Annotated in this window: 12 protein-coding genes and 2 pseudogenes; 10 read left to right on the top strand and 4 right to left on the bottom strand. The window is 56.7% G+C overall.

All coding sequences use genetic code 11. From position 1 onward, the window contains the following. Positions 1–537: 537 nt before the first annotated feature. The 3 genes from ACA064_RS13260 to ACA064_RS13250 form a co-directional block, all read right to left on the bottom strand. A complete protein-coding gene (locus ACA064_RS13260) occupies positions 538–759 on the bottom strand; it encodes an AbrB/MazE/SpoVT family DNA-binding domain-containing protein (RefSeq protein ID WP_497673749.1) in 222 nt (73 codons plus the stop codon). A gap of 791 nt (positions 760–1,550) precedes the next feature. Continuing rightward, positions 1,551–2,981 carry an IS1182 family transposase gene (locus ACA064_RS13255; protein ID WP_497673748.1) on the bottom strand — a complete coding sequence of 477 codons (1,431 nt, stop codon included), beginning with the start codon at positions 2,979–2,981 and terminating at the stop codon, positions 1,551–1,553. Positions 2,982–3,109: 128 nt separating this feature from the next. Beyond that, positions 3,110–3,811, bottom strand: coding sequence for a GntR family transcriptional regulator (locus ACA064_RS13250; RefSeq protein WP_497673747.1), 702 nt, complete (start codon positions 3,809–3,811; stop codon positions 3,110–3,112). Positions 3,812–3,992: 181 nt separating this feature from the next. On the opposite strand from ACA064_RS13250, the gene ACA064_RS13245 reads away from it, so the two are divergent. The 8 genes and pseudogenes from ACA064_RS13245 (at position 3,993) to ACA064_RS13210 (ending at position 13,012) form a co-directional block, all read left to right on the top strand. Continuing rightward, positions 3,993–4,826 carry a fumarylacetoacetate hydrolase family protein gene (locus ACA064_RS13245; protein WP_497673746.1) on the top strand — a complete coding sequence of 278 codons (834 nt, stop codon included), beginning with the start codon at positions 3,993–3,995 and terminating at the stop codon, positions 4,824–4,826. Positions 4,827–4,907: 81 nt separating this feature from the next. Next, a complete protein-coding gene (locus ACA064_RS13240) occupies positions 4,908–5,828 on the top strand; it encodes a VOC family protein (protein ID WP_497673745.1) in 921 nt (306 codons plus the stop codon). Positions 5,829–5,945: 117 nt separating this feature from the next. Further along, positions 5,946–7,562, top strand: a complete 1,617-nt coding sequence (gene mhpA / locus ACA064_RS13235) for a bifunctional 3-(3-hydroxy-phenyl)propionate/3-hydroxycinnamic acid hydroxylase MhpA (protein ID WP_497673744.1) — start codon at positions 5,946–5,948, stop codon at positions 7,560–7,562. A 67-nt stretch (positions 7,563–7,629) separates the two neighbouring features. Then, positions 7,630–8,991 carry an outer membrane beta-barrel protein gene (locus ACA064_RS13230; RefSeq protein ID WP_497673743.1) on the top strand — a complete coding sequence of 454 codons (1,362 nt, stop codon included), beginning with the start codon at positions 7,630–7,632 and terminating at the stop codon, positions 8,989–8,991. 60 nt (positions 8,992–9,051) lie between these two features. Continuing rightward, a complete protein-coding gene (locus ACA064_RS13225) occupies positions 9,052–10,308 on the top strand; it encodes an MFS transporter (RefSeq protein WP_497673742.1) in 1,257 nt (418 codons plus the stop codon). A gap of 229 nt (positions 10,309–10,537) precedes the next feature. Next, positions 10,538–11,347 (top strand): annotated as a pseudogene (locus ACA064_RS13220) (MCP four helix bundle domain-containing protein); the annotation flags it as partial. A gap of 357 nt (positions 11,348–11,704) precedes the next feature. Further along, positions 11,705–12,202, top strand: a pseudogene (locus tag ACA064_RS13215) (methyl-accepting chemotaxis protein); the annotation flags it as partial. Between the two features lie 36 nt (positions 12,203–12,238). After that, positions 12,239–13,012, top strand: coding sequence for an ABC transporter ATP-binding protein (locus ACA064_RS13210; protein ID WP_497673741.1), 774 nt, complete (start codon positions 12,239–12,241; stop codon positions 13,010–13,012). Between the two features lie 14 nt (positions 13,013–13,026). On the opposite strand, the gene ACA064_RS13205 is transcribed toward ACA064_RS13210, so the two are convergent. After that, complete coding sequence (locus ACA064_RS13205) at positions 13,027–13,935, bottom strand: LysR substrate-binding domain-containing protein (RefSeq protein ID WP_497673740.1); 909 nt, start codon at positions 13,933–13,935, stop codon at positions 13,027–13,029. 110 nt (positions 13,936–14,045) lie between these two features. Here ACA064_RS13205 and ACA064_RS13200 point away from each other — a divergent pair, with 110 nt between their 5' ends. Next, on the top strand, positions 14,046–14,621 hold the full coding sequence (locus ACA064_RS13200; protein ID WP_497673739.1) for a nuclear transport factor 2 family protein: 576 nt from the start codon (positions 14,046–14,048) through the stop codon (positions 14,619–14,621). Positions 14,622–14,737: 116 nt separating this feature from the next. Next, positions 14,738–16,072, top strand: coding sequence for an MFS transporter (locus tag ACA064_RS13195; protein WP_497673738.1), 1,335 nt, complete (start codon positions 14,738–14,740; stop codon positions 16,070–16,072). Positions 16,073–16,098 lie beyond the last annotated feature (26 nt).

Raw genomic sequence — 16,098 nt, 5'->3', positions numbered from 1 at the left:
CGCGAACCGGCCATGACTTTTCACTAAGACTTAAATTTTGTTCACTCGAATCTGAATTAGAGGGCTAACGTTTTCACCTATGTCACCTCGGATACCTGGCGCGGCCGAGCGCCAGGTATCCGCCGTTTAGTTTCAGGGCCTGGCCAAAAGTACCAGGTGACGTCGAACGGTTTGCCAACTTGGCCAACCCACACACGCATCGCCCCTACCAGAATGATCGAATGCTGCCCAATTCGCTGGCCACACACCGAGCTAAATTCCTATAAATCATTGAGGCACCGTCCACACTTCTGCTGGCTCAGGGATGTGAAACCTGTTTGGCGTTGTCTCCAGGTCGATGCGGTGGTCTACCTTGATGGGGGATCGATATACCGTCTGTTTGAAAAGTTTTCGCTGACTATGACGGACCGGTATAAGTCGACTCCATCATTAATTAGCGCCGCTAAACGACCCAAAACGTACCGGTGAATGGAAAACGACCTTGAGCAGCCATACGAACCACTTCGAATTGCTCTGTAGTAGTTATGAACAGCTCATTTAATCCTGAGAACCTGGTCGGCCATCCCAGTGTTCGACCAATTCATCGATGCGATCCGGAATACGCGGCGTTTTGGAGAGTACAAGGCATTTGGTATTGCCGACGAACTCCAAGACCAGGTACAACGTGTCGCCGATCTCTATGCCCATCTGCTTCAGCAGCTTGTCTGGCAGCTCGATGATTCCGTCGCCGTTGTCCGCTTGCAGAATACGAGTACGCATGGCTTAACTCCTGGATGAGTGAGCGACGTAAGCTTGCTAGTAAGTCTGCCGGCGACGGCCAGACGTTGCCGCAAATCCCACAGCACAGGCAGCATAGCAAGGCACATCGGCCGGGTAAAACTAACGATTTTATAACCCAAAAGGCTTGCGGAGATTTCCCCCTATTCACCCTTCGTAATAGGGAACTTGATACCCAATGGGAGATTACTGATCGAACACGCCAACCCAGCATGGAACGACCTGTGGTTGCCCGTTGCAGCCAATCGCGACAGGCAAAAATCATCTACAGAACACCTTTATGAGTGAGCTGCCCCGCTGCGGGTTGCGAGATATGCCGACTAATCGTCTACCGCCGGCCGAGCTCCGACTGACCGCCGCCGAGTTTCAGTGCCTGGCACCACCAGAATGGGCGCCGTCGAATGGTTCGCTAATTTGGCCAGCCCACGAACGCGTCGAGCCTTCCTGGGCGATCGATGGTTCCCGCTGGCCGCACACCCGAAGGAAATATAAGGAAGTTAGCGAGTTTATGTTTAAAACATAAACTCGCTAACTTCCTTATATACCACCGACGTGCGGACGTTTTGCTCGGATCACTCCATGTTGCTCTCAGTCGAGAAAGGCAGAAATCGGCCCAGAGTGTGTAAAAACGCTCATGGGGCTCATCTTCTTGGAGCATCGACGTTCGTTGGCTTAGCCACCGCACGGTCAATGCCACGGATTGCATCGGTAGCGACCTGGAACACATCAACGCTGTTTTACAGCCTCTTGGAAGGGTCAAAACCGGCCTTTTTTTAGGCCGACAGCGCTTTCATCAAACCGTTGGCTCCGATGATTTTCATGACCCGTTTCAAGTTGTAGGCGAGCACGTTCAAGCTCATCTCCGCACTCACCCCTGCCAGCTTTCGCGTCAGGAAATGCGTTGCACCCATCCATTGTTTGAGCGTCCCGAAGGGATGCTCAACCGTCCGTTTTCGGATTCGCATCATCTCCGGCGCGTTGCTCAGCCGGTTCTGCATTTCCTCCAACACAGACTCATGTTCCCAGCGTCGAACCCACCGTTGCGTGCTCGGGGTGCACTGCGGTTTCATTGCGCAGCCCCGGCATTTCGAACTCCAGTAACGGTGCAACGTCAGGCCTTTTTCAACGTTGGTATAGCGCCAGATTAGCGCCTCTCCAGCCGGGCAAACGTATTCGTTTTTTGCCGCGTTATAGATGAAGGCATCGTTATTGAAACGCCCGTCTGCTTTGGCTCCAGAGGTCATCGGCTTGGGCACATAGGCGGTGATGCCTGCATCGTGACAAGCCAGGATTTCTTCGCTTTTGAAGTACCCTCGGTCAGCCGCTACCGACAGCGTTTTTGACGCCATCGCCTCGCGGGCCTGCTTGGCCATCGAGCTGAGTTGATCGCGGTCGGAACCGACGTTGGTCACCTCATGCGCAACGATCAAATGATGCTGGGTATCGACCGCTGTCTGCACGTTGTAGCCGACGATTCCCGTGCCGCGCGTCATCATGGAGCGGGCGTCTGGATCGGTCAGTGAGACCTGTTTATCCGGCGATTCGTTGAGCTGGATTTCAATCGCTTGAAGCTCCTTCATTTGAATTTTCAGCTTGGCGATTTTCTCTTCCAGCCGTACGGCTTTGGGCTCAGAGGATGTGGGTTCTTGCCGATCGGCAGCATCGAGTGCGGTCAGGTAACGGCTGATGCTCGATTCAATTTCTTCCATGCGCCGCTTCAGTTTGGCACTGGTGAAATTGCGGTCGCGGTTGTTGACTGCCTTGAACTTGCTGCCGTCGATGGCGACCAGGTTCTCTCCGAATAATTCCAGTTGCTGGCAGAGCAAAACGAACTGGCGGCAGACACCTCGAATGGCCTTGCTGTTGTCTTTTCGAAAGTTGGCGATGGTCTTGAAATCCGGCATCAAACGCCCGGTCAGCCACATCAGTTCGACGTTACGTTGGGCTTCTCGTTCCAGTCGCCGACTCGATTGAATGCGGTTGAGATAGCCGTAGATGTAGATCTTCAGCAGGATCGCGGGGTGGTAAGCAGGCCGGCCGGTGTCAGCTGGAATAGCGCCGTCAAAACCCAAGGAGACCAGGTCGAGTTCGTCAACGAAGACGTCGACTACGCGCACTGAGTTGGTATCGCTGACGTAGTCGTCGAGGCTCTCGGGAAGTAAGGTGCTTTGGCCTCGATGTTCACCTTGAATAAAGCGCTTCATGGGCGATCCCTGCGATGAAATCCTCAGAAATCATAGCAAGGGTTCAAGAAAGCGTTTTTACACACTCTCGGCTGTGGATTCAACCGGTCGATGCAACGCAACGCAATTTGATCGAGGGAGCGTCACCGCTATCCCAGCAGTGCGTGCTTGAGCACCGAGTCGGTCGTGGTCTGATAGTGGGATGAGAGCAATTCGCACGCCATGTCGATGTCTTTGGCCAGCGCCGCCTCCATCAACTGACGGTGTTCGTGGGGCACATCACGCACGGCACTTTCAACATAGTGCATCGATAGAAACCGATAGCGCGCGGTCTGGTCGCGCAGGGACGAGCACAGGCGCAGCAATGTCGGAGAACTGCAGCTAGAGATCAGCGCCTGATGGAACACTTCGTGAGCGTTTTCCCATTCCGGTTTTAGCAGCCGCTCAGGTCCTTCCACGATGGTCAGGCGATCCAGCCGGTGGTGGGCGGCAAGGACGCGGCTCTCCCACTCCACATCGCCCTGGCGAATCGAATCGGCCAACACCTTGCATTCAATGTGCAATCGAGCGGCGGTGATGTCGGCGATTTCTGCTGCCGAGATCCGGCCGACACTGAAACCTTTCTGATCGGCTGCGGAGACGAAGCCACTGCTGGCCAAGCGCGACAACGCTTCGCGTAGCGGAATCACGCCCACGTCGTAGGCTTCGGCCAATTCCTTGAGGCGCAGGCGACTGCCTGGGGCCAATCGGCCATTGATGATGTCCTGGCGAATCCGGGCTTCTAGCTGCGAGGCCATGGTGCGCTTTTCAGTGGGCTCGGCCGATTGCCAGTTGATCAGAGGGGAATTCACGGTCGACTCCATTTTTCGCTTTGTATGCGCGAATCATACACAAAGTGAATAATTTCTCACATCCATAAAAATATATATTTTTTTGTTGACGGCATATTTTTTTGGCTCTAGCTTTGTGAGCACGCAGTCGGTACTTCCCTTCACAGCCGGCGCCCATTCAAACCAACAAGAGAAACCTGCCATGCGTTACGTCCGCTTCCTCAATCAAGGTCAACCTGTCCTGGGTGTCGTCACTGCCGAAGGCGTACGCGTACTGGGTTCCGAATCTCTTGAGTCGCTGTTGGCACGAGGAGTCGATTTGACCACTCACGGTGCTGATGCCCATGGTGACTTGGTCGAAATCGCTGAAGATGCGTACCTGCCATTGATGCAGCGTCCGACCAAGATTGTGTGCGTGGGCCTGAACTATGCCGACCACACCAAGGAATCGCCTTACGCCCAACCGAGCTACCCGACCCTGTTCCCACGCTGGAACTCCAGCCTGACCGCCCACAACAAACCGCTGATCCGTCCCCGTGCCTCCGACACGCTCGATTACGAAGGTGAAATGGCCGTGGTCCTGAAAAGTGGCGGCCGTCACATCAAAAAGGACGATGCGCTCAACCACGTCGCCGGTTACGCGCTGTTCAACGAAGGCTCGGTACGTGATTACCAGTTCATTTCGCCGCAGTGGACCGTCGGCAAGAACTTTGATGACACCGGCGCATTTGGTCCGGTCCTGGTGACCGCCGATGAGTTGCCGGCTGGCGGCAAGGGCTTGCTGCTTGAGACCCGAGTCAACGGCAAGGTCGTACAATCGGCCAACACCAACGACATGCTGTTCGACGTGGCCACCATCATCTCCACGCTGAGCGAAGCGGTGACGCTTGAAGCCGGCGACGTGATTGTCAGCGGCACCCCGGCGGGCGTAGGGTTTGGCATGAACCCGAAGGTCTACCTGAAGGCAGGTGATGTGGTCGAAGTGTCGATCGAGGGCATCGGCAAGCTGGTCAATCCGGTTGTCGACGAGGTCTGATAACAAACACGGCTTCAAACTCGGCGCAGGGCCGACCCCGCCCCTGCGTCTCACAACAAAAATAATTAAATGGAGGCAATCATGAGCGTTTCCCATGGTGTGCATTCAATCGATCATTACGCGCTGAACGTTCCGTCTCTGGACCAAGCCTGCCAATTCTTTGAAAGCTTCGGCCTTGACGTTCAACGTGAACCGAATCAACTCCTCTTACGGGCAGCCGACGGCCACGTCTGGGCGAAAATTTTTCCTGCCGCGTCCAAGTCCCTCGCCTATCTGAGTTTCAACTGCTACGAGCAGGATTACACCGCGTTGCGCCAGCAGATCGAAGCCGCAGGCGGGCGCTTTGATGATCGTCCCGAAGCCGGAATCTGGTTCCGTGACCCGGACGGCAACCTGCTGCAGGTGAAGGTCGGTGATAAAACCATGCCCGACCAAAAATCAGCTCCCCACAACAGCAGTACACCGCCAAACAGCCGCGGCGCGACGACCCGCGACGCCATGGTGCAGGTCCGCCCTCGTCGCTTGTCCCATGTCCTGTTGTTCACCCCCGACGTACTCGGTGCGCTGGACTTTTACGAACAGGCCCTGGGCCTGAAACTCTCCGACAAGTCGATGGACATTATCGCCTTCAGTCACGCTCCCCACGGTTGCGACCATCATCTGGTGGCGTTCGCCAAGAGCAGCGCCAAGGGCTGGCACCACGCTGCGTGGGAAGTCGACAGCATCGATGAAGTTGGCGCGGGTGCTTCGCAAATGGCGGCGGCGGGATACGTGAAAGGTTGGGGCACCGGCCGTCATTGCCTGGGTTCGAACTACTTTCATTACGTGCAGGATCCGTGGGGATCGTTCTGCGAATACTCGGCCGACATGGACTACATCTCTGAAGGCAGCGAATGGCCAGCCGGCGACTACCCGCCGCAAAACTCCCTGTACCTATGGGGCCCGGACGTGCCGGACAACTTCATTTTCAACACTGAAGCGGACACCCCGGCACCTGCCTGAGTCGCCCTGTCCCTCATTGTTAACAAACTGACATTCCTGCATTGCGCGAGCCTACCCGCTCGCGCGACGGGTCCGGCCATGCCCGGAAATCATTGCGAAGTACACGAGGCACAGATCATGAATCAGCACACCACAGTTGATGTTGCCATTGCCGGTTACGGCCCCGTGGGTCAGACCCTGGCCATTCTGTTAGGCCAGATGGGGTACTCGGTCGCCGTGTTCGAACGCTGGCCAGCGCTTTACCCGCTCCCGCGTGCAGTATTTTACGATCATGAGATTCGCCGCATTTTCCTTTCAATGGGACTCGGTGAAGAGCTGGCAAAAATCTCCCAGCCGTCGGCACGCTACCAGTGGTTCAACGCTGACTGGAAAGTCCTGGTAGAAATCGATTGGTCGGCGGAATCGATCAGCGATGGACCGTTCGGTTATCTGTTTAACCAGCCGTTATTGGAAGCGGCACTGGACCGCAAAGCAAAAAGCATCGGTAACGTGCAGATCCATCAGGGCTGGGAAGCTACAGCGCTGAAACAGGATGCCGATGGCTGTGACATGGTCCTCAATCGGGTCATTCGCGAAGACGGTAAGTTCTCACTCGGTAAAGAGCAGCAAAGTGTCCGCGCTCGCTACGTGATCGGGGCCGACGGCGCCAACAGTTTCGTGCGCCAGTCGTTAGGCGTTGAGTGGCAGGACTTGGGCTTCCAGGAAGACTGGCTGGTGGTCGATTTGCAGCCCAAACCCGGTGTGCAACTGGATGTGCCGGACATCGGCCAGTGGTGCAACCCCGAGCGCCCCACCACCATGGTCCCAGGTGGCCCCGGTTATCGCCGCTGGGAATTCATGCGCCTGCCCCACGAAACCATCGAAGACTTGCAAGACACCGACAAGGTCTGGTCACTGCTGTCGCGCTGGGTCACACCGGACACCGCTGACCTGGTGCGCCACGCGGTCTATCAGTTCCGCTCGCGTATTGCCTCGAACTGGCACAGCGGTCGGGTGATGCTGGCCGGCGATGCGGCCCACGTGATGCCACCGTTCATGGGCCAAGGCATGTGCTCGGGGATTCGGGATGCGTGGAATCTGTCCTGGCGTCTCGATTTGCTGCTGCGGGGTTTGGCTGACGATTCCCTGCTGGACAGCTACACACTGGAGCGTAAACCGCAGATCCGCGCCGTGATCGAAGCGTCCATGGCCATGGGCAAAGTCGTCTGCGTATCCGACCCGGTCAAGGCGGCCGAGCGCGACGCAGCGTACTTGAGCGGCAACGTTGCGCCATTGCCGCCGTTCCCGGGTTTAACCGATGGTCTACTACAGAAGGATGGCCAATTGCGCGGCATTCTTGGGGTACACGGTTCGATCGAAATCGGTGGAAAGGTCAGCCGCTACGACGATGTCATCGGACGCAGCTTCCACTTGCTGGTGAGAGGTGACGAGAATCCTTTGACGGTGCTCGACCCGGAACAGTCGAGATTCATTAGTGACTACGACGTGAAAGTCGTTCGGCTCGCGGCTACGGCTGACAGCAGCAAAGGCATCTATCGCGATGTCTCCGGCAAATACCTGCAATTCATGGCCGAGGCCGGACTCAAAGCCCTCATCGTGCGCCCCGACTATTACTGCTATGGCGGCGTCGCAGAGCTGTCTGCGCTGCCAAAATTGCTCAACTCCCTGCGCGAGCAATTGCAGCACAGCAGCCAAACCCATGTCGTCAATGGTGGAAAGGCCTGCCACGCCTGACACGATTTTCTGGGGGCATGGATGCCCCGCTCTCTAAAACTCTGACAACAAAAACAAGAGACAGATAATGATCAACATCAAGGTGAAAACGCTTGGTGCGGTTTTGGCCGCCTTCGCAACACTCAACACACACGCCGCCGAAACCCCTGAAAGGGGTGAAGGCACGGTATTTCGTAGCTTGTTTGGAGACACACTGGAAAAGGATTACGGGATTCAGGTCTCTGGCCTTTTTGACGTCGCTTACTCTCGCAATAATCGCTCGACACACGATGAGCGTCAGGATGGTTTGAGCAATCTCCCGGTGGTTGGCTTCGCGGATGAAGGCCTGGAATGGGGCGGCCTGCATCTGTTTGTCGACAAGGCACTGAAAGGCGACATGGTGCCGCGTATCACCCCGCTTCCGGGCCCTGCACCGAGCGAAGCGTCCTTCGGTTTCACCTTCGAAATGAACTATGGCCGTAACGCCCAATTCGCCCGCACCCAAGGCTGGGACATGCACTGGGATGTCAATTCACCCGGCGATGACGACCTGGCCAAGGCCCAGCGCGATAAACAGAGATTCCTCGCCATTCCCAACATCGCCGCCACCGCTTACTTGCCATACGGTCCCGGTGTAACAGTTATGGCCGGGGTGTTCGGCCCAGCGATCGGTTACGAGATTCCACCCAACATCCGTGCTGCACGCAACCCGTTTGCCAGCAAGACCTACGCCTTTGTCAGCGAACCCGGCACCGTATCCGGGGTCTTGCTGGGTACACGGTTGTACAACGGCGAATCATCGATCCTCGGTGCGGAACTAGGAGTGGTTCAGGGCTGGAATAATCTGCGCGACAACAACGACCAGAAGTCGATGATGGGGGCCTTGCGTTGGCGTACCGCCGATATGCAGACCTGGATCGACTACGAATTCATCCTCGGCGATGAACAGAACGATAGCTTCAACGATGTGCAGGCTCCAACGTCGCGCCTGGTATCGCCAGATGGTCAGTTCAAACAACAGCACTCGCTCAACGGCTGGCATCGTTTCGACTCAAACTGGTCGATGGGCGCAGAAGTGGTCTATGGCCGGCAGGACGGCGATGGCAAAGCCTCGACTGTCGACATCATTAACGGCCCTGGTTTCGACGGCGCTCATTGGTGGGGGACCAACGCGGTGCTCACCTACCAACAACGCCCGGACCTTTCCTACTCGGTGCGAGCCGAACATTTCGCCGATCCCGACGGCTTCATATTGCTGCCGGCGTCCACCGCTCGCGGCAATTTCAACGCCCTCACTGCCGGCCTGCGGTACGACCTGAACAAGTACATCTCGCTACGTCCCGAAGTGCGCTTCGACGTGTTCGATGGCAATGCCGACGATCACCCGTTCGGTGCCGGTCGCGACCGCACGCAGCTGACCGGGCTGGTTGAAGCGCTGGTCTATTTCTAAACCCTCTGCGGTCGGGCGCTCGTACGGCCGTCACACCTCAACTCCATCCGAGTAACAACCATGAATAACAATAAACACGCGTGGAATGTTCGCTACGAGTTTAAAGCAGTAGCCCTGCTGGCCTTGGGCTTCGGGCTGGTGGGCCTGGACCGCTTCATCATCCTGCCGCTGTTCCCGGTGATGATGAAAGACCTCAACCTGAACTATCAGGATCTGGGCAACGTGACGGCGATCCTGGGCCTGGCCTGGGGGATCTCTTCGATCTTCATGGGTAGGCTTTCCGATCGAATCGGTCGACGCAAAGTGCTGATTCCAGCGGTGTTGGTGTTCTCACTTCTTGCGGGCCTTTCCGGTCTGGCGACCGGTATTGGCGGATTAATGCTGATCCGGGCGATTATGGGCATCTCCGAAGGCGCCTTCACTCCAACCGCGCTGGCGGCTACGGCCGAGTCGTCTCATCCGCGTCGCCGGGGCATGAATATTGGCATCCAGCAGGCGTTTTTCCCCATCCTGGGGCTCGGCCTCGCGCCCATTCTCGCCACACAGCTGTTGCTCATCGTGCCGTCGTGGCGCTGGGTGTTCGTCATCGTTTCGCTGCCGGGCTTCTTGCTAGCATTGGCGATGTACCGTTACTTGCGGGAAACGCGTGCAGTCACTCCGAAAAAAGCCGAAGCCAGTGCTGCAGTGGATCACCCACGCTGGCTGGATGCCTTGCGCTATCGCAACGTACTGCTGAACATCGTCGGAATGTTCTGCATGTTGACCTGCCTGTTCGTGATCAGCGTGATGATGCCTAACTACCTGATGGACTATTTGCACCTGGAAGTGCAGCAGATGGGCTTCGTCATGTCGGCTATCGGCCTGGGTGGTTTTCTCGGGCAATTGATCATGCCTGCCGTCTCAGACCGCATCGGTCGTAAACCTGTGGTGCTCATATCGTTCGTCGCCACTGGTGTGTTTCTTTGGTTGCTGATGGGCACCGGCGCCGAACCGATAAAGTTGTTCTCGCTGCTGTTTCTGACGATTTTTTTCAACTTCAGCATGATCTGCATGACGGTCGGGCCACTCACCAGTGAATCCGTTCCGGCCGCGCTGACGTCGACTGCTACCGGGTTGGTGGTGGGCATCGGTGAGATTTTTGGCGGCGGTGTCGCTCCTGCTATCGCGGGCTACATCGCACAGCATCACGGGATCGAAAACACCATGTACCTGGCACTCGGCGCAGTACTGGTGGGGTTGCTGGTCGCGACCTGTTTACGTGAAACCGCACCGGCCAGAGTGGCCGAACCTGCGGTCGAAGGAATAGACCGCGTGTAACAAAATTCACTCTCCATCAGGGGAGCGACAGGATGTCGGAATGGGAGTGTTCGTTCGCAAGCACAACGCTCCCCGTCACGCACACGATGAGCGTGCCAGTGCCTGGCGCCACGATCGCCCGGCGCTGATTTCCCTAAAGCGTTTCATTGAAGTAACGGCGCCAGCCACAAGCTGGCGCCGTCTCATCTGCTTTTCGGCATGACATGGCGCATAAACCAAGCGTCCATCAATGCGCACGCTGCGATCCCCTTCTTTGAGGACAAATCCGTTGTTTTTCAGAAAAATGAAGTTGGCACCGCGCTCGATTTTCGGCTTTGGATTGATTGGCTTGGTCGTCCTGCTGCTTGGCCTGTTCTCATTGAGTATGGTCAAGCAAATGAGCGTGCAGTCCGAAGCCATCAGAGAGGTCTGGGTCCCTGGAATCATCCGGCTTGCGGCGCTGAACACAACGGAAGATCGAGCCGGAATCATGACCTTCCGAATGGTCGTTCTACGGGACCCGGTGGCCTTGGCTGCCAATCAGACGGCGCTGATGCAAGTACTCGACAGTGTTCGGCAGCAGCAAGATGATTTTGCCACGCACCTGCACGAAAAGTCGGAGCGAGACATTTTCGAACGTTACTTGCTCGCCTCGAAAGCGTTCAGGCATGAACAGCTTGAGGTGATCCGACTGGCAGCAGAGGGTAAACCGCAGGCAGCTACAGAAATACTCAACGGCCCTATCGATAAATTTGCCATGGAACTGGGTGCAAGCTCGGGTGAACTGCTGGATTTTTATTTGAAGCATTATCACCAGGCAGCTGAAAACGAACAGCAGACACGTGAGCGTGTCGTGACGGGGGTCATTGCGGCAATGGCGCTGGCCGCCCTGCTGACGGTATTGCTGGCAACGCTCTACACGAGAAGTATCAACCAGCCATTGCTCAACGCCCTTAAGGTCGCAGAGAGTATTGCACGAGGTGATTTAACCTCTTCAATCGACGATAGCGGGAAAGATGAGCCAGCCTTATTGCTTCAGGCATTGAAAGCCATGCAGGGCAATCTTCACGACACCGTCCTGCGTATAACGGACTCTTCCACCCTGTTGGCTTCGTCCTCGCAGCAGTTTCACTCAGTGATAGCAACCGCCACGAGCGGGCTCCAGGAACAGAACAGGGAAATCGAGCAAGCCGCCACAGCCGTGAATGAAATGACCGCTGCAGTCGATGAAGTGGCGAGAAATGCATCGGCTACGGCACACGCTTCACGAACCACAGATGTCGCGGCACAAACCGGTAAAGCCCGCGTCGTCGAGACGCTTGAGTCGCTCTCAGTTTTAGCAGAGGGCATTTCGATTACCGCTGATCGTGTGGAGGAACTTGCAAGCAGCGTGTCCAGCATCAACCGGGTGCTTGAAGTGATACGGTCGATTGCCGAGCAGACCAACCTTCTGGCGCTTAATGCGGCGATTGAGGCCGCCCGGGCTGGCGAAGCGGGCAGCGGTTTCGCCGTTGTCGCCGAGGAAGTCCGGCCATTGGCATTCAGGACGCAACAATCGACGGGCGAGATCGAGCACATGGTCAGCGAGTTGCGCAGCGTGGCGACATATACGCTGTCCTCCATGCAACTGAGCACCGAACGTGTCAACTCGACGTTGGGCATCGCTCAGGAAGCGGATTCGGCACTGCAACAGGTGACCGTTGCTGTCGAGACGATCAGTCAAATGAACATCGTCATCGCCACTGCGTCGGAGCAGCAAGCCCAAGTCTCTCGGGAGATTGACCGGAGCTTGATCAGCATTCGTGATCTGTCGATGCAAACCTCGGCGGGCGCTGTACAGATTCATATGACCAGCGAAGAACTCTCGCGTCAGGCCACAGGCCTGCGCGAGCACATCAACAGGTTCCGCATCTAGCTCGGGCGTCAGTAATTATTCTGCAAGGTTTTACACATGATCGAATTTCATCAAGTCACCGCGTATCAGCAACAGACGAAGGTCCTTAATCGGTTGTCGTTGAAGATTGAGCCGCAGGAGCGCGTGGCAATCCTGGGTCCCAACGGCGCGGGAAAAAGCACCCTGCTTAAACTGATAAACCGGGAGCTGTATCCCGTTGCGCAGGAAGGCAGCTACCTGAAGCTCTTTGACAGCGAAACGATTCATCTTTGGCAGTTGCGGGACAGGATCGGCTTTGTTTCGCACGACCTGCAAGAGAACTACACGCCCTATACCACGGCATTAGAGGTTGTCGTTTCTGGGTTTTTCGGTGCCATTGGCAGTCATGAATACCTTCAACCGACGAATATCCAGGTCGATCAGGCGCGGGCGATGATGACCAGACTCGGGATTGGACAGGATGAGGCCTGCATGTTTCAACGCCTTTCCACCGGCCAGAAACGGCGCCTCCTGCTGGCCCGAGCGCTTGTTCATCATCCCGAGGCGTTGATTTTCGATGAGCCCGCCAATGGCCTGGACATGGGCGCCAGCCTGACGATGTTGACGCTGTTGCGCAGCTTTTGCAGTGAAGACCGGTCATTGATCATCACCACTCACCACGTTGACGAGATCATTCCCGAAATTGACCGCGTGGTGCTAATCAACCGAGGACAAATTATTGCTGACGGCCCAAAACCCGACATTCTGACGAGTAAAAACTTGTCGGAGCTGTATCAGACCCCGCTACACATCAGCGAGAAAAATGGCTGGTACCGCTGCTGGCACGACTAAGAGAAGCTTGCCAGTCAGGACTGTCTTGGAGTCGCAGCGGCCATTCCTCCTTGGCGTGCAACCTTCAGGAACGCGTGCACCGCACCCGCAGTTTCATTCACGCGGCTGATGAGCAATAGGTCGGCTTGTGGTTCGACGTCATCGAATGTTCGATAGATCACACCGGGAATCATGACTTGTATCAAAGGCGCGGGCACCAGTGCTACGCCCATTCCAGCGGCCACCAATGCCAGCACACTCAAGGTGCTGGTGGTGCGCTGAACCTTGGGCTCACGCCCCAGTGCTTTACGAAGCGCAGCAAGCATATGTTCATCCGCGCCGTGGGCGGCATAGACGATCAACGACTCGGCACCCAGCATCGGCACGCGCAAAGGCTGCTGATTCGCCAACGGATGGTCCTCAGGCATCGCAACGACCAAGGGCCACGTTCCAATCCGCTCAAACAGCAGTGCGTTGTCTAGGGCCTGTCCGCCATGACTCGGGGCATAACCCAAATCCAGCTGCCCGTTCTGAATGGCTTCGACCTGCAGGTGCGGCGCCAGCTCGCGGAGGACGACTTCCGCGTCAGGGTACGCCGTACGAAATGCGCGAACGTCCACCATTAACCTACCACTAAACACGGCATTGCCTGCAAAGCCAATCCGTACTGTGCCCATTTCCCCGCGTAGAGACCGCTGCACTACTTGTTGGGCGTGCGCCGCCTGGTCGAGGGTGCGTTGCGCTTCGGCACGCAACAGGACACCAGCCTCCGTGAGCTCTACGCGACGGCTGGTGCGCAAGAACAGAGGCCCGCCGAGCTCTTCCTCCAGAGAACGGATTTGCATGCTCAGAGCGGACTGAACAATGTGCAGACGCTGGGCTGCCCGACCAAAATGGCCTTCCTCGGCAACTGCTAAAAAATAACGTAAATGCCGCAGATCCATTGCCCACCCCATCAGATTTAATGATCGATTGTTCATATCAATCTATTTGAAGTTATCTGTCCAGAAGACGATGCTAACTTCGACATCCCGTTACCTGCCAAGGACACCTCATGCAGACTTACCTGGAAGACCGTTTTCAAATCACTGACCTGATCACCGGCTGGATTCATCGCGACTTGGGCCAATGGGACGAATTGGCCAAGCTCGCTCATCCTGACGGGATCATTGAAATCACCTGGTTTGAAGGGCCGTTCGCCGAGTTTGTCGAAGGCTCCAAGCGCATGGGCAAGTCCGACTTGCGCACCAAACACCTGATCGGCACACCGGTGGTTACTTTCAAAGGCAATAGAGCCATTGTCGAAACCAATGCGGTGATCGTTGCCGAAAACGCCAAGCTGGGTCTGGGGTGCAGCGTGCACAACCGTTTTTATGACCTAGCCGAAAAACGCGAAGGTCTGTGGAAGCTGGTCAAGCGCCAAAGCATCTATGACATGGGTAGCTTCACCTTCCCACAAGGCCTGGTCGAGATTGACCGTGACATCGTGGCGCGTTATCCGCGTGAATACGCGCCGCTGGCCTATCTATTGGATAAGAGCGGCTTTCCACTGAATCGTCTATTTGCCACCCGCGGCAGCGAGCTTGAACAAGGCATGCGGGCCGAAGCTTGCGCATGGCTCGCTGACTGATAGCCCGCCATCGCCAACCTTTACAACCGGGATCTTATCCTCACCGCCCACTCGTTCTGACATTGCAAACCGAACACCGCTATTACCGAAAATAATTACAACAGAGGTATTTGCTTGTGAACAATCAACTCGACATCTGCGTGATCGTCGAAAGAAGCCGTTTGGGCGCCTTTCAGCTACTTGTGCTCGTTCAATGCTTCCTGTGCATGGTCGTCGATGGCTTCGATATCCAAGCCATGGCCTATGCCGCGCCCAGCCTCATCGCCGACTGGGGCATTCCCAAAGCCAACCTGGGTCCGGTGTTCAGCATCAGTATGCTCGGCATGTTGATCGGATCGCTTGCGCTGGGCTCGGTGGCCGACCGCGTGGGTCGGCGGCCAGTGCTGGTGACGGCCTCGCTGGTCATGGCGGTTTTGATGTTTTTCACCGCCCACGCGACGACAGTGGATGGCCTGATGACGCTGCGGTTTTTCACCGGTATCGCCATGGGTGCCATTGTGCCGAACGTTGCCACCCTGGTGACGGAATTTGCACCTCGGCACAACCGTGTAATGCTGTTGACGCTGGTGTCGTCGGGCATGGTGGTCGGTGGCCTGGTCGGCGGCGCTATCGCAGCCGCGCTTATTCCACAGTATGGCTGGCAAGCGGTTTTCTACCTGGGCGCCATCGCACCGCTGTGCTTGGGTGTGCTGATGTTTTTCGCCCTACCCGAATCACTGCAATGGTGCGTACTGCGTGCACGCCAGCTCGACCGTGTCAGGACCATCCTCAAACGCATCGAGCCTAGCCTGCAGATCGATCCACAGACTGTCCTGGTGATCGGTGAACCGCGCAAGAAAGGCCTGTCGTTCTCTCTGTTGTTCGCCGAGGGTCGGCTGCCGGGCACGCTGTTGTTGTGGCTGATCAACTTTATGAACATGCTCTGCGTTTACTTCCTCGCCTCATGGACGCCGGTACTGATGAGCGGCGCAGGCCATACCCCTTCGCAAGCGGTGCTTGCCGGCACATCTATGTGGCTGGGTGGCTTGGCGGGCGGCTGGCTGCTGGGCTGGTTTGTCGACCGCCGTGGTTTCGGCGTCGTGCTGGTGCCCACGTTTATCGTGTCTGCCATCGCCATCCTTTTGTTTAGCCATTTCTACGCTTCGATCAATCTCGCTTACCTGACAATCGCTGTCGCAGGCTTTGGCATCCTCGGCGGTCAGGCGGCGTTGAATGCCATGACCGCCACTTTTTATCCGACTGCATTGCGCGCCACCGGTACTGGCTGGACGCTGGGTGTCGGTCGCCTGGGTGGCATCTGTGGACCTTTCATTGGCGCCACATTGCTGCACCTACAGTGGTCAACGAGTGATCTGCTGGTGGCGGCCGCCATTCCCGCCGGCATCGCGGCGCTCGGCATCTTCAGCTTCTGGCGCCTGAACCGAGTGGTGGGAATACCCGCTACCAACTGACGGCCGCAGCTAGTGGCCAGTGGATG

This window comes from Pseudomonas sp. LBUM1658 (assembly GCF_059716055.1).
This window is presented reverse-complemented; position numbering and strand designations above follow the sequence as displayed.

Coding starts and splice junctions, on each gene's coding strand:
- ACA064_RS13260 (WP_497673749.1), bottom strand. CDS start 759: ATGCGTACTCGTATTCTGCAAGCGGACAACGGCGACGGAATCATCGAG.
- ACA064_RS13255 (WP_497673748.1), bottom strand. CDS start 2,981: ATGAAGCGCTTTATTCAAGGTGAACATCGAGGCCAAAGCACCTTACTT.
- ACA064_RS13245 (WP_497673746.1), top strand. CDS start 3,993: ATGCGTTACGTCCGCTTCCTCAATCAAGGTCAACCTGTCCTGGGTGTC.
- ACA064_RS13240 (WP_497673745.1), top strand. CDS start 4,908: ATGAGCGTTTCCCATGGTGTGCATTCAATCGATCATTACGCGCTGAAC.
- mhpA (WP_497673744.1), top strand. CDS start 5,946: ATGAATCAGCACACCACAGTTGATGTTGCCATTGCCGGTTACGGCCCC.
- ACA064_RS13230 (WP_497673743.1), top strand. CDS start 7,630: ATGATCAACATCAAGGTGAAAACGCTTGGTGCGGTTTTGGCCGCCTTC.
- ACA064_RS13225 (WP_497673742.1), top strand. CDS start 9,052: ATGAATAACAATAAACACGCGTGGAATGTTCGCTACGAGTTTAAAGCA.
- ACA064_RS13210 (WP_497673741.1), top strand. CDS start 12,239: ATGATCGAATTTCATCAAGTCACCGCGTATCAGCAACAGACGAAGGTC.
- ACA064_RS13205 (WP_497673740.1), bottom strand. CDS start 13,935: ATGGATCTGCGGCATTTACGTTATTTTTTAGCAGTTGCCGAGGAAGGC.
- ACA064_RS13200 (WP_497673739.1), top strand. CDS start 14,046: ATGCAGACTTACCTGGAAGACCGTTTTCAAATCACTGACCTGATCACC.